This is a genomic window from Sorangium sp. So ce381 (assembly GCF_051473845.1).
Taxonomy (GTDB): domain Bacteria; phylum Myxococcota_A; class Polyangia; order Polyangiales; family Polyangiaceae; genus Sorangium; species Sorangium atrum.
In genome coordinates, this window is record NZ_CP150336.1 from 3,337,998 (window position 1) to 3,358,756 (window position 20,759).

Annotated in this window: 13 protein-coding genes; 5 read left to right on the forward strand and 8 right to left on the reverse strand. The window is 71.2% G+C overall.

The window, feature by feature from the left end:
- Positions 1-163 precede the first annotated feature (163 nt).
- Together WMF29_RS12790 and WMF29_RS12795 are read left to right on the forward strand one after the other, a co-directional pair.
- Positions 164-4,066, forward strand: coding sequence for a protein kinase domain-containing protein (locus WMF29_RS12790; RefSeq protein ID WP_437329102.1), 3,903 nt, complete (start codon positions 164-166; stop codon positions 4,064-4,066).
- A 120-nt stretch (positions 4,067-4,186) separates the two neighbouring features.
- On the forward strand, positions 4,187-4,891 hold the full coding sequence (locus WMF29_RS12795) for a hypothetical protein (protein WP_437329103.1): 705 nt from the start codon (positions 4,187-4,189) through the stop codon (positions 4,889-4,891).
- Positions 4,892-4,993: 102 nt separating this feature from the next.
- On the opposite strand, the gene WMF29_RS12800 is transcribed toward WMF29_RS12795, so the two are convergent.
- Together WMF29_RS12800 and WMF29_RS12805 are read right to left on the reverse strand one after the other, a co-directional pair.
- The gene (locus WMF29_RS12800; RefSeq protein ID WP_437331113.1) at positions 4,994-6,301 is read right to left on the reverse strand and encodes an ammonium transporter; all 1,308 of its coding nucleotides are present in this window, start codon (positions 6,299-6,301) and stop codon (positions 4,994-4,996) included.
- A 229-nt stretch (positions 6,302-6,530) separates the two neighbouring features.
- Positions 6,531-8,183 carry a 4-alpha-glucanotransferase gene (locus WMF29_RS12805; RefSeq protein ID WP_437329104.1) on the reverse strand — a complete coding sequence of 551 codons (1,653 nt, stop codon included), beginning with the start codon at positions 8,181-8,183 and terminating at the stop codon, positions 6,531-6,533.
- 289 nt (positions 8,184-8,472) lie between these two features.
- Between WMF29_RS12805 and glgX the strand changes: the two genes are divergently transcribed.
- On the forward strand, positions 8,473-10,812 hold the full coding sequence (gene glgX, locus WMF29_RS12810) for a glycogen debranching protein GlgX (RefSeq protein ID WP_437329105.1): 2,340 nt from the start codon (positions 8,473-8,475) through the stop codon (positions 10,810-10,812).
- 252 nt (positions 10,813-11,064) lie between these two features.
- Positions 11,065-12,633: a serine/threonine-protein kinase gene (locus WMF29_RS12815; protein WP_437329106.1), complete on the forward strand. Its 1,569-nt coding sequence runs from the start codon at positions 11,065-11,067 to the stop codon at positions 12,631-12,633.
- 84 nt (positions 12,634-12,717) lie between these two features.
- Here WMF29_RS12815 and WMF29_RS12820 read toward each other — a convergent pair whose 3' ends face one another.
- Positions 12,718-13,383 carry a winged helix-turn-helix transcriptional regulator gene (locus tag WMF29_RS12820; RefSeq protein ID WP_437329107.1) on the reverse strand — a complete coding sequence of 222 codons (666 nt, stop codon included), beginning with the start codon at positions 13,381-13,383 and terminating at the stop codon, positions 12,718-12,720.
- A 98-nt stretch (positions 13,384-13,481) separates the two neighbouring features.
- Between WMF29_RS12820 and WMF29_RS12825 the strand changes: the two genes are divergently transcribed.
- A complete protein-coding gene (locus WMF29_RS12825; RefSeq protein WP_437329108.1) occupies positions 13,482-14,042 on the forward strand; it encodes a dihydrofolate reductase family protein in 561 nt (186 codons plus the stop codon).
- 282 nt (positions 14,043-14,324) lie between these two features.
- Here WMF29_RS12825 and WMF29_RS12830 read toward each other — a convergent pair whose 3' ends face one another.
- The 5 genes from WMF29_RS12830 to WMF29_RS12850 form a co-directional block, all read right to left on the reverse strand.
- Positions 14,325-14,963 (reverse strand): glutathione S-transferase family protein, encoded by a 639-nt coding sequence (locus WMF29_RS12830; protein ID WP_437329109.1) that lies wholly within the window; start codon positions 14,961-14,963, stop codon positions 14,325-14,327.
- 50 nt (positions 14,964-15,013) lie between these two features.
- Positions 15,014-16,657 (reverse strand): cyclic peptide export ABC transporter, encoded by a 1,644-nt coding sequence (locus WMF29_RS12835; RefSeq protein WP_437329110.1) that lies wholly within the window; start codon positions 16,655-16,657, stop codon positions 15,014-15,016.
- Complete coding sequence (gene hypF, locus WMF29_RS12840) at positions 16,654-19,035, reverse strand: carbamoyltransferase HypF (protein WP_437329111.1); 2,382 nt, start codon at positions 19,033-19,035, stop codon at positions 16,654-16,656. Before hypF ends, WMF29_RS12835 begins: the two co-directional genes overlap by 4 nt.
- Positions 19,007-20,035, reverse strand: coding sequence for a hydrogenase expression/formation protein HypE (hypE, locus tag WMF29_RS12845; RefSeq protein ID WP_437329112.1), 1,029 nt, complete (start codon positions 20,033-20,035; stop codon positions 19,007-19,009). Before hypE ends, hypF begins: the two co-directional genes overlap by 29 nt.
- A gap of 88 nt (positions 20,036-20,123) precedes the next feature.
- Positions 20,124-20,714: a cysteine hydrolase family protein gene (locus WMF29_RS12850; RefSeq protein WP_437329113.1), complete on the reverse strand. Its 591-nt coding sequence runs from the start codon at positions 20,712-20,714 to the stop codon at positions 20,124-20,126.
- Between the last annotated feature and the right edge of the window lie 45 nt (positions 20,715-20,759).

Consider the following 20,759-nt stretch of genomic DNA (forward strand, 5'->3'; position numbering starts at 1 on the left):
CATGTCGTCTCCCACGGTGCTTGTCGAGCACGCAACATGTGCGGGACATTGCGAGGCGTCGCGAGGTATCGCGAGAGCTCGCGAGATGCTGAACGATGTGCCGTGTCTCCCCCGGCCCGACGCGCGCTGGACAGGAGATCCGCCGCCGGGCGATACTCGATCCATGCGCGTCGGCGACGTCGTCGGGGAGCGGTTCGAGCTGCTCGCGCTCGCCGGCTCCGGCGGTATGGGGGAGGTCTATCGGGCGCTCGATCGGGTGACAGGCGCCACCGTCGCTCTCAAGGTGGTGCTCGGGGCGGGCGCGCACGAGGCGCGGTTCGACCGGGAGGCAAGGTTCCTGTCGGAGCTCTCGCACCCTGGGATCGTGCGGCACGTGGCCCACGGGAAAACCTCCTCGGGGAGGTCCTATCTCGCCATGGAATGGCTCGAAGGAGAGGACCTCTCGCGGCGCCTCCTGCGCGGCCGCCTCACCGTCGAAGAGACGCTGACGCTCGGCGTGAAGGCCGCCGAGGCGCTGGCGGAGGCGCATGCCCGCGAGATCGTCCACCGCGATCTCAAGCCGAGCAACCTGTTCCTCGTGGACGGGCAGATTGAGCAGGTGAAGATCCTGGACTTCGGGATCGCGCGGCGGCTCGACGCGACGCCGATGACGCTGACCGGGGTCGCCCTCGGGACGCCGGCCTACATGGCCCCGGAGCAGGCGCGCGTCGGGTACAGCGCGCTCACGCCGCGCGCCGACGTGTTCGCCCTCGGCTGCGTGCTCTTCGAGTGCCTCGTGGGCGCCCCCGTGTTCGTCGGCGAGAACATCCCCGCGATCCTCGCGAAGATCCTGTTCGGCGAGGTCCCCTCGATCCGCTCGCTCCGCCCCGAGGTCCCCGCCCAGCTCGACGCGGTCGTCCACCTGATGCTCGCGAAGGACCCGGAGGAGCGCATCGGCGACGGCGCGACCGCCGCCGTGATCCTGAGCACGCTGCGCGCCGCCGGGGCCTCGGCGCGCGGGGCCGCGAACGAGCGCCCCGAGGCGCTCACCGCGAGCGAGCGGCGGCTGCTCTCCGTGCTGCTCGTGGGGCGGGAGGCCACGCCGGCGATGGCCGACACAGCGCCGCTCGATCAGACGCTCGAGGTGACCGTGGGGGCGCAGCTGCGGAAGGTCGTGGAGGCGCACGGAGGGCACATGGAAGCGCTCGCCGACGGCTCCGCCGTGGTCGCCATCGTCGCGGGCAGGGACGCGACCGACCAGGCGTCGCAGGCGGCGCGCTGCGCGCTGGCGCTCCGGAAGGTGGCTCCGACCCGGCCGATGGCGCTCTCGACGGGCCGGGCGCAGCTGGCGAGGCAGCTGCCGATGGGGGAGGCGATCGACAGGGCCGCGCGGCTGCTCGACGCGTGCGAGGCGAGGCGGGCCCACGAGCGGCAGCCCGACCCGCGCGGGCCGCCCATCGCGATCGACGACGTGACGGCGCGGCTGCTCGGCGCGCGGTTCGAGGTGTCCGGCGAAGGCGAGCGGAGGGAGCTGCACGGCGAGCGCGACGCCGCGGGGAGCGCCGGGACGCTGCTCGGCAAGGCGAGCGCGTTCGTCGGGCGGGAGCGCGAGCTGCTCACGCTGACGACGCTCTTCACCGAGTGCGCCGAGGCGCCGATCGCCCGCGCCGTCCTCGTGACGGCGCCCGCCGGCATCGGCAAATCCAGGATCGCCCACGAGTTCACGCGCGCGCTCCGCGCGCACGACGAGCACGTCGAGATCTGGACCGCGTGCGGCGATCCGCTGCGCGTGGGCTCCGCGTTCGGCCTGCTCGGGCAGGCGATCCGGTGCGCGTGCCGCATCCAGGACGGCGAGGCCGCCGCGGTCCGCAAGCAGAAGCTCGTGGCGCGCGTGGCGCGGCACGTCCCCGGCCCCGACCGCGAGCGCGTGGCGGTGTTCCTCGGGGAGATCGCCGGCGTCGAGCTCGAGGGCGAGGAGAGCGCGCTGCTCTCTGCGGCCCGCGCGGACACGGAGACCATGGGGCGGCAGATGCGCCGCGCCTGGGAGGACTTCCTCGCGGCCGAGACGTCGGCGCACCCCGTCGTGCTCGTGCTCGAGGACCTGCACTGGAGCGATCTGCCGACCGTGCGCTTCGTCGACGCGGCGCTCGGCTCGCTCGGCGAGCGGCCGTTCCTGGCGCTCGGGCTCGCGCGCCCCGAGGTCCACGAGATGTTCCCGGCGCTCTGGGGCGGGCGCGCGCTCAACGTGATCCACCTGACCCGGCTGCCGCGGAAGGCCTGCGAGCGCCTGGTCCGCCACGCGCTCGGCGACGGCGTGGACGCGGAGACCGTGGCGCGCCTCGTGGCCCACGCGGACGGCCACGCGTTCTACCTCGAGGAGCTGATCCGCGCCGTGGCCGAGGGGATGGGCGACGCGCTGCCGGAGACGGTGCTGGCGATGGTCCAGGCGCGGCTCGCGGCGCTGGGCGGCGAGGCGCGCAAGGTGCTGCGCGCGGCGAGCGTGTTCGGGGACGTCTTCTGGCGCGCCGGCATCGGCGCGCTCCTCGGGAGCGCGGCGCCGCGGGTCTCGCCGCACGACGTGCTCGCGGAGCTGGTCGACGGGGAGGTGATCGTCCGCCGCGAGGAGAGCCGTTTTCCGGGGGACGAGGAGTTCATGTTCCGGCACGCGCTGCTGCGGGAGGGGGCCTACGAGATGCTCACGGAGACGGATCGCGTCCTCGGGCACCGGCTCGCGGCCGCCTTCCTGGAGGAGCGAGGCGCGAGCGATCCCGCGATGCTCGCCGAGCACCTCGAGCGCGGGCTGGACCTCGCGCGCGCCGGGAGCTTCTACCTGCGCGCCGCGGAGCAGGCGCTCCGGGGGAGCGATCCGGACGCGGCGATCGCGCGCGCCCGGCGGGGGCTCGAGTGCGGCGCGCCGGACGCCGTGCACCTCAGCTTGCTCGGCGTGCTCTCGGAGGTCCACGCGTGGCGCAGCGAATGGGACCACGCCTTCCTGTACCTCGACGAGGCGCAGCGCCTCCTGACGCCCGGGAGCATGCCCTGGGTGAGGACGGTGCCCGCCAAGATCACCGCGGACATCCACCTCGGCAGGCTCGACGAGCTCATGGCGACGGTGCGCACGCTGCAGGCGGTCGAGCTCGCCCCGGAGGGGATCGGCTCGGCGGCGTTCGCGCTCGCCGCCGGGAGCTACTACGCAGCGCAGCTCGGCGAGTTCAGGCTCGCCGACGCGCTGACCAGGCGGGTGCGCGAGGTGACCGAGCCGGTCGCGGAGCGGGACCCCGTCGCGCGCGGGTGGCTGCAGATCGCGCTCGCGTTCCACGAGGCGTGGAGGGACGGGGACCTGTGGACGGGCCTGCGCATGGCCGAGGCGGCGCGCGCGAGCTTCGTGCAGGCGGGGTACTGGCGCGGCTCGATCGTCGGGCAGGTGGCGATCGGGATGATCGCCCGGCTGCTCGGCGATCTCCGGCGGGCGGAGCGCGAGCTCGGCGAGACGATGCCCGCGGGGGAAGAGCTGGGGCCGGTCTCGTGGCTCCGGACGTTCCTGTGCATCGAGGTGCTGCTCGACCTCGGCGCGCTCGACCGAGCGCGCGCCGAGACGGCGAGGATGCTGGGGGTCGGGATCGAGCGGCGCACCCCGCTGCAGCAAGGGTTCGCGCGCTGGGCGCTCGCGAGCCTGCTCCGCCGCGAGGGGGACCTCGAGGCCGCGGAGCGCGAAGCGCTGGCCGCGATCGAGCTCCTCGCGTCGTTCCCGCTCGAGCAGGTGGGGGCGAAGGCGCTCCTTTCCTCGATCCAGCTCGCCGCGGGCCGCGCCGCGGACGCGCTCTCCACGGCGCGGGAGGCCGCGTCGGCCCACGAGCGCTGGAGCGCGCCGGGGTACAAGAGCACGCTGGCGGATCTCGTCCATGCAGAGGCGCTGCACGCGGCGGGCGACCGCGAGCGCGCGTCCGCGGTCATCGCCGGCGCGCGCGAGCGGCTGCTCGTGCGGGCAGAGGCGCTGCCCGCGGCGCAGCGCCCGAGCTTCCTCGACATCCCCGAGAACGCGCGCGTGCTCGAGCTCTCCCGGCAGTGGCTGCGCGCCGCGAGCTGACGCTCGAGCTCTCCCGGCGGTGGCTGCGCCGCGAGCTGACTCCGCGCCGGCGCTCGGCCGCAGCCGGCGCGCCCTGGCGCGTGTCCACGCCGACGCGTGGTAAAGTGTCCTGTGCCTTCCATGAACTCGGTGCGTGCCCCGCGGCTCCCCGTCGCGGGATTGCGGCGATGGCTTCGCCGGGCGCTGGCCGGCGCGTGCTGCGCCGGGGCGATGGGCTGCGCGGAGGGCGCACCCCCCTCGACGGCGCCGCTGGCGCGGGTCGCTCCCGCTGCGCGGGTCGCTGCGCCGGCGCCCGCCGTGAGCGCCGCGCCCGCCGGCACGCCGCCAGCGTCTCCGCCGACAGAGGGGGAGCGCCCTGGCGACGCGCCGGCGCGCGAGCGCTGGGTCGGTACGATGACGCTGACGAAGGGCTCGCAGCCCCTCATCGCCGGGAGGATCCTGTCGCGCGAGGACGCCGAGCGCTGGCTCGGTCCGGACTGGCGCGCGCTGAGCGGGCAGCGCGTCCGCGTGCTGGCGGTGCTGGGGGACCACGTCTGCGAGCCGCACGCGCAATGCATGATCGGGGGGATCATCCCGCTGCTCGAGCAGGTCGCGTCCGTCGAGCTGTGCAGCGACGCGGGCTCCTCCGGCGGCGCGGCGGTCGTCGATTGCGCGCCGTCGCCCGCGCAGAAGGAGCGTTGCCAGGACGAGTGCCGCACGTTGAGCGACGACTGCGATCACAGCGCCGACGGCGACCGCGGAAGGCTGCGCCGCTGCGGGTGCGCCAAGGTCACGTGCGACCACGGCTGCGAGGAGACCGGCGAGCCCGCCTTCAGTTGCAGGTGACCGCTCCCTGCCGGGAAGGGCAGGGGGCCAAGGGGACAAAACGACGAAGGCCGCCTGGCACCCGCCAGGCGGCCTCCGCGAGCGAGCCTCCGCTGCGCTCGATCAGGCGCTTTCGCGCGCGAGGACAGGCGCCGGCGCCGGCCTGGCGACCGGGGGCTCGCTCTCGACCGCATGAGCGCCGCCCTCGCCGAGCGAGTAGGCCTCCTCGCCGTGGAGGGCGCCGTCGAGGCCCTCGTCTTCGACCTCCTCGTCGACCCGGAAGCCCATCACCGCGCTGATCCCCTTCACGAGCACGAAGGTGACCACCCCAGCGTAAGCCGCCGCGACCGCGGCCGCGATCGCCTGCTCGGTGAGCAGCGCCGAGTTGCCCTTGATGAGGCCATCCTGACCGGCCGAATTCCACACCTTGGAGGCGAACACGCCGGTGAGCAGCGCGCCCAGCAGCCCGCCCACGCCGTGGATGCCGAACGCGTCCAGGCTGTCGTCATAACCCAGCTTGCCCTTCAGCATCACGGCGCCGTAGCACACAGCGCCCGCGGCGAGCCCGATCGCGACGGACGCCATCGGCCCGACGAAGCCCGCCGCCGGGGTGATGGCGACGAGGCCCGCGACGAGCCCCGACGCCACGCCGAGGAGCGACGGCTTGCCGAAGCGCACGGCCTCGATGAGGGCCCACGCGAGCGCCGCGATCGCCGCGGCGATGTGCGTGTTCACGAACGCCACGGAGGCGAGCCCGTTCGCCGCGAGCGAGGAGCCGCCGTTGAAGCCGAACCAGCCGAACCACAGGAGGCCGGCGCCGAGCAGCGTCATGGTGAGGTTGTGCGGCACGATCTTGCGCGTCGGGTACCCCTTGCGCTTGCCGATCACGATCGCGATCACGAGCGCGCTCGCGCCCGAGGCGAGGTGAACGACGGTGCCGCCGGCGAAGTCGAGCGCGCCGCGCGCGAGGAGCCACCCGCCCGGGTTCCAGACCCAGTGGCAGATCGGGCTGTAGACGAGGAGCGACCAGAGCAGCGTGAACACCACATACGACGAGAACTTGATGCGTTCCGCATAGGCGCCCGAGATCAGCGCCGGCGTGATGATGGCAAACATCATCTGGAACGCCATGAACAGGAGGTGAGGCACCGTCGTCCCGACGCGCGGCTCGGTGCCAACGCCGTTCAGGAACGCGTAGTCGAAGCCGCCAATGAACCCGCCCTTGGATTCGGCGAACGCCATCGAGTACCCGAGCGTCACCCACGCCAGGGTCACGATCCCCATGGCGAAAAAGCTGTGCATGAATGTGCTGAGCGTGTTCTTCGTTCGGACCATGCCCCCGTAAAACAGGGCCAGCGCTGGCGTCATCAGCAGAACCATTGCCGACGAGACCAGGAGCCAGGTGGTGTCCGAGGCGTTGATTTCGTTCACTGGTGGCCTCCTCGACCGCGACAGTAAGAGAAGGCAGTTTTCGGGAATGTTTCGTCGGGATATACTTCGTGACTGCACGAAGCATACCGCGACGACGCAGCGAGTCAGCGCGTGGGCGCCTCTGCCGTCGGCGCGCTGGCCGACTCGCTGCTACAGCGGATCTTGGGATTTTTGGTGAGACTATATCGCCGGCGGGCCGAGGGGGCGTGAGGCGGCGGGAGATGACGCGTTATCCGCGCCCGCTGGCCTCGACGCTCTCGCGCACCCGATCGAGCGCGGCCCGCACCTCGGGATCCCGATCGAGCGCAGCGGGCGGCGCCGGCAGCCGGAGCGACCAGTTCTGCGGCCCCACGGTCCCCGGGACGTTGATCCGATCGCGCGTGGCGAGCACGTCCTGGAGGAGCAGCAGCACGAGCTCGCTCTTCGAGCCGAGGATCAGGTCGAGCAGCGCGCAGTGGGTCTCCTTCGTGAACTGCGGGCCGAGCGCTTGCCGGCGCGGCGCGAGCTGCGGCAGCTCGAGGACCCCGGCGCGCTCCCGGTCGTCCCGCGACTCCCACCACACCACCACCGAGTCGGTGTCGTGCGTCCCGAAGCAGGCCACCGAGAGCGCCGGATACTCCGCCGGATCGCGGAACACGACGTCGTCCTTCTCCCAGATCAGCACCTTGTAGCCGGGCACCCCGAGCTCCGAGAGCGACTCCCGGACCCACCCCGGCACCGCGCCGAGATCCTCCGCCACGAGCTGCGCCCCGGTCTCCGCCGCCCCCGCCAGCATCGCCCGCACGACCCGATCGCCGTGCTCGCGCTGCTCCGGCTCCTCCGCGGGATCGAAGGTCGCCCTGGGCCGCTGGCCCTCCGGGCCCGTCTGCCCTTGCTCCGGGAAGATGTACGTCCGGTAGAAGCCGACCAGGTGATCGATGCGGAACCGGTCGTAGAGCAGCCCCGTGTAGCGGCAGCGCCGCCGGAGCCATGCGAAGTCGTTCTCGCGCATCCGCGCCCAGAAGTACGGCGGGAGCCCCCACCGCTGCCCCTCCGTGTCGAACTGGTCGGGCGGCGCGCCGACCGTCATGTCGTGCCGGAACTCGCCCTGGTGCGCCCACACGTCGGCGCTGTCGCGCGCCACCATGAACGGGAGATCCCCCATGATCTCGACGCCCTTGCCCCGGAGATCCGCGCGCGCCGCCTCCCACTGCGCGTGCGCGAGCCACTGGACGTACTCGTAATAGAGGATGTCCCGCGCGCGCTCGCGCCGCAGCGACTCGAGCGCCTCCGGCCTGCGCTCGCGGATCGCCTCGGGCCAGTCCCACCACGCGACGCCTTCGAAGGCGTCCTTGAACGCGCGGAACTGCGCGTAGTCGGGCAGCCAGTCCGACTGCCGCTTCACGAACTCGGCCAGCTCGGCCGCGCGCGGCGTCTGCTTCGCGTGGTGCTCGCGCTCGAACACGTCGAAGGCGAAGCGCAGCGCCCGCCGCTTCACGCGGCGGACGAGATCGTAGTCGACGCGCGCGCTGCTCCGCGCCCGATCGAGCGCCCCGAGGTCGTCGCCGAGCGCCTCGCCGAGCCGCTCCTCGGGGAGCTCGGGGACGGCGGACAGCGAGATGAACATCGGATCGATCCCGAACGCGGAGAGCGCCATGTACGGCGACGTCTCGCCCCCCGACACCTCGCCGAGCGGCAAGAGCTGCACGAGGCGCAGGCCCGCGGTGCGCATCCACGCGGCGAACTCGGGGAGATCGCCGATTTCACCGATGCCCCACGAGCGATCGCTGCGCAGGGAGAAGAGCGGCACCGTCACGCCGGCGGTGCGGCGGCGCGCGCCGGAAGCGGGACCGGAAGGGGACGGCGTGCTCTGGGACTGATTTTCAGCAGAGGGGGAAGACATGGGCGTTTTTCGCTTGGCTCCAGGCGTTCAGGGGCGGAGTCTATCCCGGGTCGCGCCGCCCTGGATGCTCCTTCTGCGACCGTGCGGTAGCGCCGTCGCGCCGCCGCCGCGGCCGCTGCCGAGCTCGCACAGGGGGCCGCGACATCGCGCACGGCGCGAGGGGCGGCCCGCCGAGCGGCCTGGCGCCGGGCGATCCCCGGGGGCGGCGGCCGAAAAATCAGGCCGCGCGCGCTTGTGTCTCGACAGCGGCGCCGATCTCGCGAATAGGGCGGCTTCACAGGTTTTTCAGATGACCAGACGCATATGGCCCGGCACGCCCACCCCACTCGGCGCCGTCTTTGACGGCGAGGGGGTCAACTTCACGCTGTTCTCCCAGTCCGCCACCAAGGTCGAGCTCTGCCTCTTCGAGGCCGTCGACGATGTCGTGGAGCGCGAGCGCATCGAGCTCCCCGAGCGGACGGCCCACGTCTTCCATGGCTACGTGCCGGGGCTCAAGCCCGGCCAGCTCTACGGCTACCGCGTGCACGGGCCTTACGACCCGCGCTCCGGGCAGCGCTTCAACCCGGCGAAGCTCCTCGTCGATCCGTACGCGTACGCGCTCGCCAGCGAGCCGAACTGGAAGGCGCCGCTCTTCGCCTACGACCGCGGGGGGCACCCCGAGCGCGGCGAGGGCGGCGCCGGCCGGCCCAAGGAGGCGGGCCGGGACGGCGCGGCGCCCGAGAAGGGCGAGGGCGGGCGCGGGGGCAAGACGGCGAGCGATCGCCGCGCCGCCGAGGCGCGCGGGAAGGACTCCACGCCGCCGCCCCCGCCGGCCCCGCTCGACGACCTGGAGATCTGCCACCGCGACAGCGCCTGGGGCGCGCCGAAGTCCGTCGTCGTCGACCACCGCTTCGCGTGGGACGGCGACCGGCCGCCGGCGACGCGCTGGCAGGACACGATCCTCTACGAGGTCCACGTCAAGGGCTTCACCCAGCGGCACCCGGGCATCCCGGCGAACCTGCGCGGCACCTACGCCGGGCTCGCCTCCGAGGCGGCGATCGCGCACTTCAAGAAGCTCGGCGTGACGGCGCTCGAGCTGCTCCCCGTACACGAGATGGCGAGCGAGCGCGAGATCTGGGAGCGCGGGCTCGTCAACTACTGGGGTTACAACACGCTCGCGTACCTCGCGCCCGCGGGCCGCTACTCGTCGAGCGGGCGGCTCGGCCAGCAGGTGACCGAGTTCAAGGCGATGGTGAAGGCGCTCCACGCCGCCGGCATCGAGGTGATCCTCGACGTCGTGTACAACCACACCGCGGAGGGGAACCACCTCGGCCCGACGCTCTCCCTGAAGGGGATCGACAACTGGACCTACTACCGGCTCGTGCCGCACAACCCGCGCTACTACATGGACTTCACGGGCTGCGGGAACACGGTGAACACGCGTCATTACCAGACGCTCCAGCTGGTGATGGACAGCCTGCGGTACTGGGTGACCGAGATGCACGTCGACGGCTTCCGCTTCGATCTCGCGTCGGCCCTCGCCCGCGGTCACCATGATTTCGATCGCCTGAGCTCGTTCTTCGACATCATCCACCAGGATCCGGTCCTCTCGCGCACGAAGCTCATCGCGGAGCCATGGGACGTGGGCGAGGGCGGCTATCAGGTCGCCAACTTCCCGGTCCTCTGGACGGAGTGGAACGACCGTTACCGCGACTCGGTGCGCCGCTTCTGGAAGGGGGATCTGCTGGCGGCCGATCTCGGGTATCGGCTCACCGGGTCGAGCGATCTGTATGCGTCGAGCGGGCGCCGCCCTTACGCGAGCATCAATTTCGTGACGGCGCACGACGGCTTCACGCTGAACGATCTCGTCTCGTACAACGAGAAGCACAACGAGGCGAACGGCGAGGGCAACCGGGACGGCACGAACAACAACCACAGCTACAACCACGGCGTCGAGGGCCCCTCCAGCGACCCCGCGGTCGTCGAGCTGCGCGAGCGCCAGAAGCGCAATCTCCTCGCGACGCTCCTCCTCTCGCAGGGGGTGCCGATGATCAACGCCGGCGACGAGATCGGAAAGACGCAGCTCGGCAACAACAACGCCTACTGCCAGGACAACGAGCTCTCCTGGCACGACTGGGACCTTGACGAGCGGCGGAAGCAGCTCTTCGAGTTCACCTGCCGCCTCATCGCCCTGCGCCGGAGCCAGCCTGTGCTGCGCCGGCGGATGTTCTTCTCGGGCGGTTACGTGCACGGGAGCGGGCTCAAGGACATCGTGTGGTTCCGCCCCGACGGCGCCGAGATGACGCCGGAGGACTGGACCCACCCGAACGCGCGGGCGATCGGCTACCTGCTCGGGGGCGACGCCCTCTCGGCGCTCGGGACGCGCGGCGAGCCGATCTCCGGCGATACGCTGCTCGTGCTCATCAACGCGAACCACTCGCCGCTGGAGTTCGTGCTGCCCGCGATCGAGTTCGGCGAGCGGTGGGAGGTGCTCATCGACACCCGCACCGCCGGGGAGCCGGCGCGCACGGTGCCCGCGAGGGCAGGAGGAGAGCGCTACCTGCTCGTCGACCGGTCCGTGGCGGTGCTGCGGCTCCTGGAGCGCAAGGAGAAGAAGAAGGTCAAGCGGGTGAAGGCGCAGCGGGCATAGTCGTCCCGACGCCGTGCGGCTGGCTGAGCTCGGACGAGCAGGCGTACGAGCTCGCGAGGCTTACCCTGGACCTCTTTGCGTACCCACGGCGCCAACCATCGACAAGTACAGCAGCGCTGCGCCTCGCGACGCTGCCGCGCGGGCCAACAGGCGCACGTGCGCGAGGAGGGCGGGGTCTTCGCCGTTCAAAGGCATCCGCATTCGCGTTACGCTGAGGGCATGTCGTCGCCCCTCTCCTCAGGTCGTTGTCCCATGGACGCATCGACCGGTCTGGGAAATGGTGGCGGCACGAAGATCACCGGCGTGCTGCAGCCGCCCTCCCTGGGTCGACCGCCCGATTCCTCGGCGAGAGACGCCGCGCGCGACGCCACGACGCTGGGCGGGCAGCCTGCGCCGCTCGGTCCTCGTGCTCCGGGCGGCGCAGGGCGGGACGAGGCGCGCGCCGCGCTCCTTCCGGGCCGCGTCGTGGCGGGGCGGTACCGGCTCGTGCATCCGCTCGGCCAGGGCGCGATGGGCGAGGTGTGGTGCGCGCACGACAGCGTCCGGCGCTTCGATGTCGCGCTCAAGTTCCTGGTGCTCCCGCGCCAGAACCTGGCCATCGACGCGATGGAGCGCTTCCGCTTCGAGGCGCAGGTCGCGGCCCAGCTCGGGCGGAAGACCGACTTCATCGTCACCGTGCACGACGCCGGCGAGGACGCCGAGGCAGGCCCGTACCTCGTCATGGAGTACGTGCGCGGCCGGTCCCTCCGGCAGCTGATCCACGAGCGCGGGCCGGTGCCCGCGGCCGAGCTGGCCGCGCTCCTCCGTCAGATCGGAGAGGCGCTCTCGGTGGCGCACGGCCTCGGGATCGTGCACCGCGACATCAAGCCGTCGAACATCCTGCTCCGCGAGGGGCGCGACGGGCGCCTGCGGGCCAAGGTCGCCGACTTCGGGATCGCCAAGTGGATCCGCCAGGATCTGGCGGCCGATTTTCCGCGCCAGACCGCGGAGGGCGTGGTGCTGGGCACGCCGGGCTACCTCAGCCCGGAGCACACGTGCGACGGGCACGCGGACCCGCAGCTCGACATGTGGGCCCTGGCGGTGGTCGCGCACGTGGCGCTCACCGGCCAGCAGCCCTTCGCCGGCCGCACCATCGCCGATGTGCTCGCCTCCATCCTCGAGGGCGCGCGCCCCCCGCTGTCGACGCTGTGCCCCGGCGCGCCGCCGGAGCTGGAGACGTGGTTCGCGCGCGCCTTCGCGCTCGATCCGGCGGAGCGATTCCCCTCGATCTCGCCGATGATCTCCGCCTTCGTTGCCGCGGTCGGCGCTTCGGAGGCGGCGACCGCGCCCGCGCCCGCCGCGCCGGCGCGGCGGACCCGGCTGCACCTCGCTGCGGCTGGCGTCGTCGTGGCGCTCGGGCTGGGGCTCTCGCTCACCACCGCGATGCCCTCGCAGCGCCTGGAAGCCGCCGCCGGGCTGCGGGCGATGAGCGGCGAGATGCTCGCCGCCAGCCGCGGCGATCTCGTGGCGCAGGCGCCCGCGGCGCCCCGGGCGGGCACGACCTCGACGGTTCCCGCGGCCGTGCCCGCGACAGCGCCGTCCCCCGTGCCCGCGTCTCCGGAGCCTGCACCGCTTCCAGCCGCGGCGCGCCCCGTCCCGACGTCGCCGGCGTCCACGTCGCGGTCAGCCGCGGCGCGCCCCGTCTCGGCACCTCCTGTGCCCGCGCCGCGGCCGACCGCGGCGCGCCCCGGACGCGCGTCCGGCGCGCCGGTGAGCACCGGCAAGGCGCCCTCACGAAAGCGGACGACCGACGCAGGCACGGGGAAGAGCGCGATCTTCTGAGCGTCGACCGCGAAGGGCGCCTCGGCGCCACCTGGTGAATCCCCGCGGGGGCCTCGGACGCGCCGTGATCGTCGGGCCGGCCCGTCATCCAGCGGGCGTGCTGCCAGCGGGCGTGCTGCCAGGAGTCGATCGCGGCCGAGCGAAGAGGCGGAAGAACGTTCGAGCGATGCGCCTGTCGCCCTGGAGCTCGACCGGCGCGTCCGCGAGCTTCTGATCCCCGAAGACGACCGCCCGCAACGTGGCGGGGTCGGTCGCGATCACGGCGTCCGGCGTGCGCGGAGCGCCCCGCGCGATGGTGATGGTCGCGCGATCGACCTCGATCGAGAACCGCTCTTCGCCGAGCCGTAGCTCGAAGGTCGCGCGGAGATCGGCGGCCTCGCCCGCGACGAACGTCGCCTCGAGCGCGATCATCAGCGCATCGACGCTCAGGGCGCCCGCGGGCCGGACGGGCGATCGCGCGCCCCAGCGGCCGAGCTGCACGAGCAGCGGATGGAGCTCGCGGCCCCAGTCCGTGAGCTCGTAGGTCGGCGCGCCGACCTTGTGCCGCCGCACGACGCCGCCGCCCTCGAGCTCGCGGAGCCGCTGCGACAGCACGTTGGGGCTCGCGCCGGCCAGGCCGTCGCGGAGGTCCGTGAACCGCTTCGGACCGAGCAGGAGCTCACGCACGATGAGGAGCGCCCACCGCTCGCCGACGAGATCGAGCGCTCGCGCGATGCCGCAGGGATCCCCGTAGCTTCTCAGACCGGTCATGACGGCCACATCCTACAGCACTTGCGCATCACTTGCGAAAGAGGACCAAATGGTCCTAGAATAGGACTAAAGCAGACGCGGACAGCAGGAGGAACAGCATGCGCAAGCTCACCGTCTTCAACCAGATCTCGCTGGACGGTTATTTCTCGGACGGCCACGGCGACATGAGCTGGGCACACAAAGCGGACGCGGAGTGGCGCGCGTTCACCGCGGAGAACGCGCGCGGCGGAGGAGAGCTCGTGTTCGGGCGGGTCACCTACGAGCTCATGGCGAGCTTCTGGCCCACCCGCGCGGCGCTCGAGGCGGCCCCCGCCGTCGCCGAGCGGATGAACAGCCTGCCGAAGGTCGTCTTCTCGAGATCTCTCGACAGCGCGTCGTGGAACAACACGCGGCTCATCAAGGGCGATCTCGCGGCAGAGGTGCGCAAGCTGAAGGCGGAGCCCGGGCCGGACATGGTCGTGATGGGGAGCGGCAGCATCGTCTCCCAGCTGACCGACGCGCGTCTGGTCGACGAGTATCAGATCGTGGTGAACGCGCTCGTCCTCGGCAGCGGAAGGACGCTGTTCGAGGGGGTCAAGGAGAGGGCGGACCTCCGGCTGAAGAAGACGCGCAGCTTCAGCAACGGGAACGTCGTGCTCTGGTACGAAGCGACGGCGTGACAGGGCCTGACGGAGGCGCGCCGCGCCGGCAGGCTGCGGCCTCTAGCTCTACTGCGGGAAGTTGGTGCAACCCGACTAGGCCGGGGACAGACACCTAGTTCCGCGTGCCACAAATCCCGCCAGGGATCTGTCTCGCAAAGGAAGAGAGATTTGACGCAAAGGCGCCAAGGTCGCAAAGACGCAAAAATACAAATAATCTTCTCTTTTTTGCGACTTTGCGTCTTTGCGACTTTGCGTTGAAATCTCCCTCCGGATCCCTGGCCGGACCTCTGGCGGGCGGAACTAGCCGGCCAGCGACTCCGTCTGTGCAGCCGCGACCCACTCCGCGAGGCCAGGGTGCCGCCACATCGTCTCGGCGTACGCTGCCGCGGCGCCCGCGAGCGGGACGGCGTACGTGCGGAAGCGCGTGACCACCGGCGCGAACATGGCGTCGGCGATCGTGAAATGCCCGAAGAGGTACTCCCCCTTCTGGCCATGGGCCCGCCGGCACTCGGTCCAGATCGACGTCACACGGTCGATGTCCGCATCCACCGCGGCGTCGCGCGCGATCGGGGCGATCTCCCGGCGTAGATCCATGGACATCGCGTTGCGGAGCGCCGTGAACCCGGAGTGCATCTCGCTCGACACCGACCGGGCGAGCGCGCGCGCCGCACGATCGCCCGGCCAGAGCCGCGCCTCGGGGAAGAGCTCGGCGACATACTCGCAGATCGCGAGGGAGTCCCAGAGGACAAGGTCGCCGTGCCGCAGCGCCGGCACGCGCCCCGAGGGGGAGCGCCGGAGGAGCGCCTCGCGCGACCCCGGCTGGTAGAGGGCGATGACCTCCTCCGTGAACGGAGCGCCGGTGTGCCTCAGCGCGAGCCAGGCGCGGAGCGACCAGGTCGAATACGTCTTCGTACCAAGATACAGCACCAGCGGTTCCATGACACCTCCCGTCGGCTCGCCGTCGGACGACGAACGCGCCGGTTTCTAACTCAGGCGCTGGCGTATGTCTCGTCCGATCTCACGGTAACCTGGGCGTCGCCCACGAGCTGGCCGAAGTCCATCTTGAGGACGCGATCCGCCAGCCCGAAGTACTTGTCGTCGTGGCTGATGACGAGGATCGTCTTGCCGCTGGCCCTGAGCTCCGGGAGGATCTGGCGGTAGAAGACGTCCTTGAACACCGGATCCTGGTCCGCCGCCCACTCGTCGAACAGGTAGACCGGCCGGTCTTCCAGGTAGGCCGTGAGCAGCGCGAGGCGCTTTCTCTGCCCCTGCGACAGCGACGTCGTGGAGAGCACGCCGCCCTCGACAGAGACCTTGTGGTCGAGCTGGAGGCGAGAGAGGTAACCCCGCGCGCGCTGGGTGAGCTCGGGAGAGTCGAGCCCGATCAAGCTCTCGAACAGGTGGAAGTCGAAGAACACCACCGAGAAGAGCTCACGGTACGCCTGCCGGTTCCGATCGGTGATCGCCTCGCCGTCGAGCCGGATCTGGCCCGACTCGGGCGCGTAAAGGCCCGCGATCAGCTTCGCGAGGGTCGTCTTGCCGCTGCCGTTGCCTCCGACGAGGAAGATCAGCTCGCCGCGCCGCACGCTCAGGTGGATGGGGCCCAGCGTGAAGGTGTCGTCCTTTCCCTCGGACCTGTAGGCGTGCGTGACCCCGGCGAGCTCCAGCCGTTTCCACCTCTCGGGGAGCGGGGCCCCTGCCTCTGCCCCGCTCGCCTCGACCCGGAGGCTCGCGCCGAGGTCCTCGACCTTCTGCACGGCGATGCCCGCGCGGCTCAGGGCCGGGAGCGCGCCGATGAGGACCTGCATGGGCGTCATCAGGTAGAGCAGGACGAGGGCGTAGCCTATCGACGCCTCGGAGCTCGCCTCCTGGAAGAGCGGCACGACGAAGAGCGTCACGCCGATGATGGTGAACACCATCCCCTGTCCCCACCCGTTCGCGGCGGTGAGCGCGACCATGCCGCGCAGGTTGCTCGCCTGGACGACGCCGGCCTCCCCCTCGAGCGACGTCGCGAGGAACGCCTCGCGGCGCCGCGCGTGGAGCTTCAGCTCCTTCACGCCGCGCGTGAGCGCGCGGAAGGTCTTCATCAGCTCCTCGGTCGCCTCGCGCGCGCGGCGGAAGTGCCGTGTCGCCCGGCTCATCGGGAGCTGATACCCGACGATGCCAAGGACGATGAGCGCCAGCACCGAGGCCAGCATGACAGGAGACATCCACCCCATGTAGAGCAGGCCTCCGACCACGATGACCAGGTTGATGCAGACGATGGGGATCTGCATCAGCGCCGTGGTGATCACGGGGACGTCGTCCGTGAGCGCGGTCAGCGCCCGTGACGGGCCGATCTCCTCGATCTGGCGGAGGGGCGCGCCGAGGATCTTCCGGCAGATCTTCACCCGGAGATCGAAGAGCGCCCCCTGGCTGAGGCGCGTGAGCAGGATCTCCGAGTGGTAGCGGGCGAACGGGAGCAGCAGGCACACCGCGGCGAAGCTCCACATCACCGCGCCGCGCTTGCGCTGCAGCGCCTCGTTGATCAGCACGAGGAGCGCCGTGTTGCAGGCGCCGCAGAGCGCCCCCGCGAGGATCGCGAGGACGAGGATCCGCCGGGAGTAGCCGGCGACGAACGCGAGGAGCTTCATGGATGCTCGGTGGTGGTGGGGCGCTCCCCTCGCGCCGACGGGCCGCGGGCGGCCGCGACAAGGATCTGGCCGAGCGATATCCCGCCGTCGTTCGGCGGGACCAGCCGGTGGCAATACGGGGTGAGCCCCTCGCTCTTCAGGCGTCGGAGCGCGTTGATCAGGACGAACTCGTTCATGAAGACTCCGCCGCTCATGACCACCCGGCGCACGTCGAACTTATCGGCCAGGCGCAGGCACATCGCGGCGATCACGTCCACGATCGTCGAGTGGAACCGGCGGCTGAGGTGCGCGGGCGTGGCGTCCGGCTCGTCGAGGGCGCGCAGGAGATCCCGGACGAGAGGCCGGTAATCGACCACGAGGCGGCCGTCCCGCTCGTCTATCCCGTACTGGAGCGGCGGCGCCGTCCCGAAGTCCCTGTCGAGCAGCGCCTCCATCTCGATGGCGGCCTGCGCCTCGTACTCGACCTCGTGGCAGATGCGGAGGAGCGAGGACACGCCGTCGAACAGCCGGCCCATGCTCGTCGTGGCCGTCGCGTTCAGCCTCCGCTGCGCCATCTTCACGAAGACGTCGCGGCGCTCCTCCGCGATATCCATGAACGCCGGGACGCGGATCCCGCCGAGCTCGTCCCCGAACGTCTCCACGAGCAGCGAGATCGCGACGCGGATGGGCTCCTTGACCGCCTTGTCGCCGCCGAGGAGGTACATCGGCCGGACGTTGCCGGCGCGCACGAATTCACGGTAGTCGCCGACCAGGAACTCGCCGCCCCAGATGGTGTCGTCGAGGCCGTAGCCGGAGCCGTCGAAGATGACGCCGATCACCCGCTCGTTCAGGCCGTTCTCGGCCATGCAAGCGGCCATGTGGGCGTGGTGGTGCTGCACCGTCGCGACCTCCGCGCCGGCCTGGCGCTTCGCCGCCCGCGTGGAGCGGAACGCCGGGTGCATATCGCAAGCGACCGTGTCCGTCTGCACGGACAGGAGCCGCTGGACGTGCGACGAACAGTCGATGTGGGCGCCGAACGTCGCGTCGTTCTTGAGATCGCCGATGTGCTGGCTGATGAAGACCTGGTTGTCCTTGCCGACGGCCACGGTGGTCTTCAGCTCGCCGCCGAGGGCGACGACCGCGCCGACGTCCTGCGGGAGGTGGATCGGATACGGCGCATAGCCGCGCGAGCGGCGGATGAACGAGACGAGCGGCGCGTCGAGCCCCTCCGCCTCCGTGAGCCGGACGACGGAGTCGTCGACGCGGGTGCGGATATCGCGGTCGTGCAGGACGAAGTAATCCGCGATGTCGCGCAGCTGCGAGAGCGCCGTGTCGTTGTCGAACGCGATGGGGTGTCCGGAGAGGTTCCCGCTCGTCATGACGAGGACGTCGAGCGCAGGGTCCTCGAGCAGGAGGTAGTGCAGCGGCGTCGAGGGCAGCATGACGCCGAAGCTCGGGTTCCTCGGCGCGATCGCCTCGGACAGGGCGCCTGGCCGCCTGCGCAGGAGCACGATGGGGCGCTGCCGGCTCTCGAGCAGCGCCCGCTCCGGGTCGCTGAGCGAGACATGGCGGCTCGCCGCCTCGGCGTCGGCCACCATGATCGCGAACGGCTTGGCGTCGCGGCGCTTGCGCCGGCGCAGCTCCCGCACCGCCGCCTCGTTGCGCGCGTCCGCGACGAGGTGGAAGCCGCCGAGGCTCTTCACAGCGAAGAGCGCACCCTCGCGGAGCCGCTCGATGGCGAAGCGCACCGGATCGTCCGCTTCGATCGGCGCGCCGAGCCGATCGGTGAGCGTGAGCCGGGGGCCGCATACGGGGCACGCGTTCGGCTGAGCGTGGTAGCGCCGATCCTCGATGTCCTCGTATTCGCCCGCGCAGGCGGGGCACATCGGGAAGCTCTTCATCGTGGTCTGCGGCCGGTCGTACGGCATGTCGCAGATGATCGAGTAGCGCGGCCCGCAATGCGTGCAGTTGATGAACGGGTAGCGGTGGCGGCGGTTCGAAGGGTCCCTGAGCTCCCGCAGGCACTCGGCGCAGACGTCCGAGTCGGGCGGGATGAGCGTGTCGGTGCTGCGCAGATCCACGCTGCCGCGGATCTGGAAGTCGTCGTATCGAGGGGCGGGCTCGGCGAGCGCCTCCTCGCGGACGCCCGTGATCCGGGCGAGCGGCGGCGGCGACTCGACGAGCGCGCGCAGGAACGCCTGGATCGCCTCGTCGCCGGCCTGCAGCTCGAGCAGCACGCCGCGGGAGTCGTTGAGGACCCAGCCGCGCGCCCCGACGGCGCGGGCGAGCCGGTGCACGAAGGGCCGGAAGCCGACGCCCTGGACGATGCCCGAGACCCGGAATCGGCGGGTCACGATCACCGGCCGCGCGTCAGCAGAGTCGGGGGAGTTCGGCTCCATAAAGCTCCTCGAGCAGGGTTTGAGTCCCATCGGGCTCGGTCATGGACACGACGGGCTCCGTCGCGGCCTTGACCTCCCCGATGACCGCCGCGTTGCGGCCGTAGGGGTGCGCGCGGAGGATCCCGAGCACGTCACCCGCCTTGTCCGCCTCGACGAACAGGCAGAGGCACCCCTCGTTGGCGAGGTGGATGAGGTTGATGCCGAGCATGTCGGCGGCCATGACGGCCTCCGGCAGCACGGGCAGCGCCGCGCGCGCGAAGGAGAGCTCGGCGCCCGACGCGCGGGCGAACTCGTGGAGGACGGCGCACAGGCCGCCGCGCGTCACGTCGCGGATGGCCGCCACGGCGCCCTGGGGCACGCCCTTGAGGACCGCGTCGATGAGCCCGTTGAGCGGCGCGCAGTCGCTCTGCACCCGCTTCTCGAAGCCGAGCCCCTCGCGCACGGAGAGCAGGTGGATCGAGTGGTTGCCGAGATACCCGCTCACGATGATCTTGTGCCCCGGCCGCACTGCGCGGCTCACGAGCGGCGGGCGCTCGAAGACGCCCACGCCGGTCGTGTTCATGAAGAGCCGGTCTGCCTCGCCCTTGCCGACGACCTTGGTGTCGCCGGCGACGATCTTCACCCCGGCCTCCCTGGCCGCGTCGCGCGCCGACTCGAGGGCTCGGACGAGCAAGGGGATCGGGAAGCCCGTCTCGATGATGAGGCCCAGGGTCAGGTAGAGGGGCCTCGCGCCGCTGACCGCGAGATCGTTGACGGTGCCGCAGACGGCGACCTTGCCGATATCGCCGTTGCCGAAGAACAGCGGCGTGACCACGAACGAGTCCGTGGTGACGGCGATCCGGCCGGTGGGCACCTCCAGGATCGCGCTGTCCTCCATCGCGCCGATGTACGTGTCGCCGAGCGTCGCGGCGATCCGCTCGACGAGCTCCCGGCTCAGGCGGGCGCCCGTCCCGTGGTCGAGGACGACCTCTTCGTTCTCTTTCGCGTGTTCTTTCGTCATGTGAGGCTCCAGCGTTGGCACCGCAGAGCTGCGGTGAGGGTCGAGAAAGAGACGAGGCCGCCCGGGTCCGCGGCCTCGTCGTGCCGTGTCAGCCGAGCAGCTCTTCCCGGCTCGGCAGGTCGTCGCTCTGGCGCAGGCGCTTGATGATCTCCGCGCCGGGGGCGATCGCCGCGCAGTACGACGCCATCCACTCGAGGGAGCGCTTCTTGTCCTCCTCCTTGAGGGAGAACACGCCATCCTCGGGGACCCACACCTTGTACCCGCGGAAGAAGCCGTCCGCCGCCGTGGTCTGCACGCAGATCTGGGTCTGGATGCCCGTGACGAGGATCGTCTTGACGCCGAGCTCCTTCAGCTTGTCGTCGAGCGGCGTCTCGTAGAACCCGCTGTCGCGGTGCTTGACCATCACGATGTCGGACGGATGGACGAAGTCCTTGATCAGCTCGGCGTTGGGCGTGCCCTTGATCGCCGGGATCTCCTTCCCGCGGAAGCGGCGCTGGATCTGGGGATCGGCCGGATCATTGATGAGCTGGAGGTGGACGACGACGTGCCCCAGGGCGCGGATGGCGCCGAGGAACATGTTGAACTGCGGCGCCACCCTGGAGAGGAGCTCGCGACCTCCCGGCATCTTGTCGATGAACTCGTACTGAAGGTCGTTGGTGAGCACTGCGATGTTGGGCATGATGATCCTCTTGGATTCGGTTGATGGATTCGAGACGAGTCAGTC

What these genes read in the sequence shown, in the direction of transcription:
- WMF29_RS12790 (WP_437329102.1), top strand. Translation starts at nt 164, where the DNA reads ATGCGCGTCGGCGACGTCGTCGGGGAGCGGTTCGAGCTGCTCGCGCTC.
- WMF29_RS12795 (WP_437329103.1), top strand. Translation starts at nt 4,187, where the DNA reads ATGAACTCGGTGCGTGCCCCGCGGCTCCCCGTCGCGGGATTGCGGCGA.
- WMF29_RS12805 (WP_437329104.1), bottom strand. Translation starts at nt 8,183, where the DNA reads ATGTCTTCCCCCTCTGCTGAAAATCAGTCCCAGAGCACGCCGTCCCCT.
- glgX (WP_437329105.1), top strand. Translation starts at nt 8,473, where the DNA reads ATGACCAGACGCATATGGCCCGGCACGCCCACCCCACTCGGCGCCGTC.
- WMF29_RS12815 (WP_437329106.1), top strand. Translation starts at nt 11,065, where the DNA reads ATGGACGCATCGACCGGTCTGGGAAATGGTGGCGGCACGAAGATCACC.
- WMF29_RS12820 (WP_437329107.1), bottom strand. Translation starts at nt 13,383, where the DNA reads ATGACCGGTCTGAGAAGCTACGGGGATCCCTGCGGCATCGCGCGAGCG.
- WMF29_RS12825 (WP_437329108.1), top strand. Translation starts at nt 13,482, where the DNA reads ATGCGCAAGCTCACCGTCTTCAACCAGATCTCGCTGGACGGTTATTTC.
- WMF29_RS12830 (WP_437329109.1), bottom strand. Translation starts at nt 14,963, where the DNA reads ATGGAACCGCTGGTGCTGTATCTTGGTACGAAGACGTATTCGACCTGG.
- WMF29_RS12835 (WP_437329110.1), bottom strand. Translation starts at nt 16,657, where the DNA reads ATGAAGCTCCTCGCGTTCGTCGCCGGCTACTCCCGGCGGATCCTCGTC.
- hypF (WP_437329111.1), bottom strand. Translation starts at nt 19,035, where the DNA reads ATGGAGCCGAACTCCCCCGACTCTGCTGACGCGCGGCCGGTGATCGTG.
- hypE (WP_437329112.1), bottom strand. Translation starts at nt 20,035, where the DNA reads ATGACGAAAGAACACGCGAAAGAGAACGAAGAGGTCGTCCTCGACCAC.
- WMF29_RS12850 (WP_437329113.1), bottom strand. Translation starts at nt 20,714, where the DNA reads ATGCCCAACATCGCAGTGCTCACCAACGACCTTCAGTACGAGTTCATC.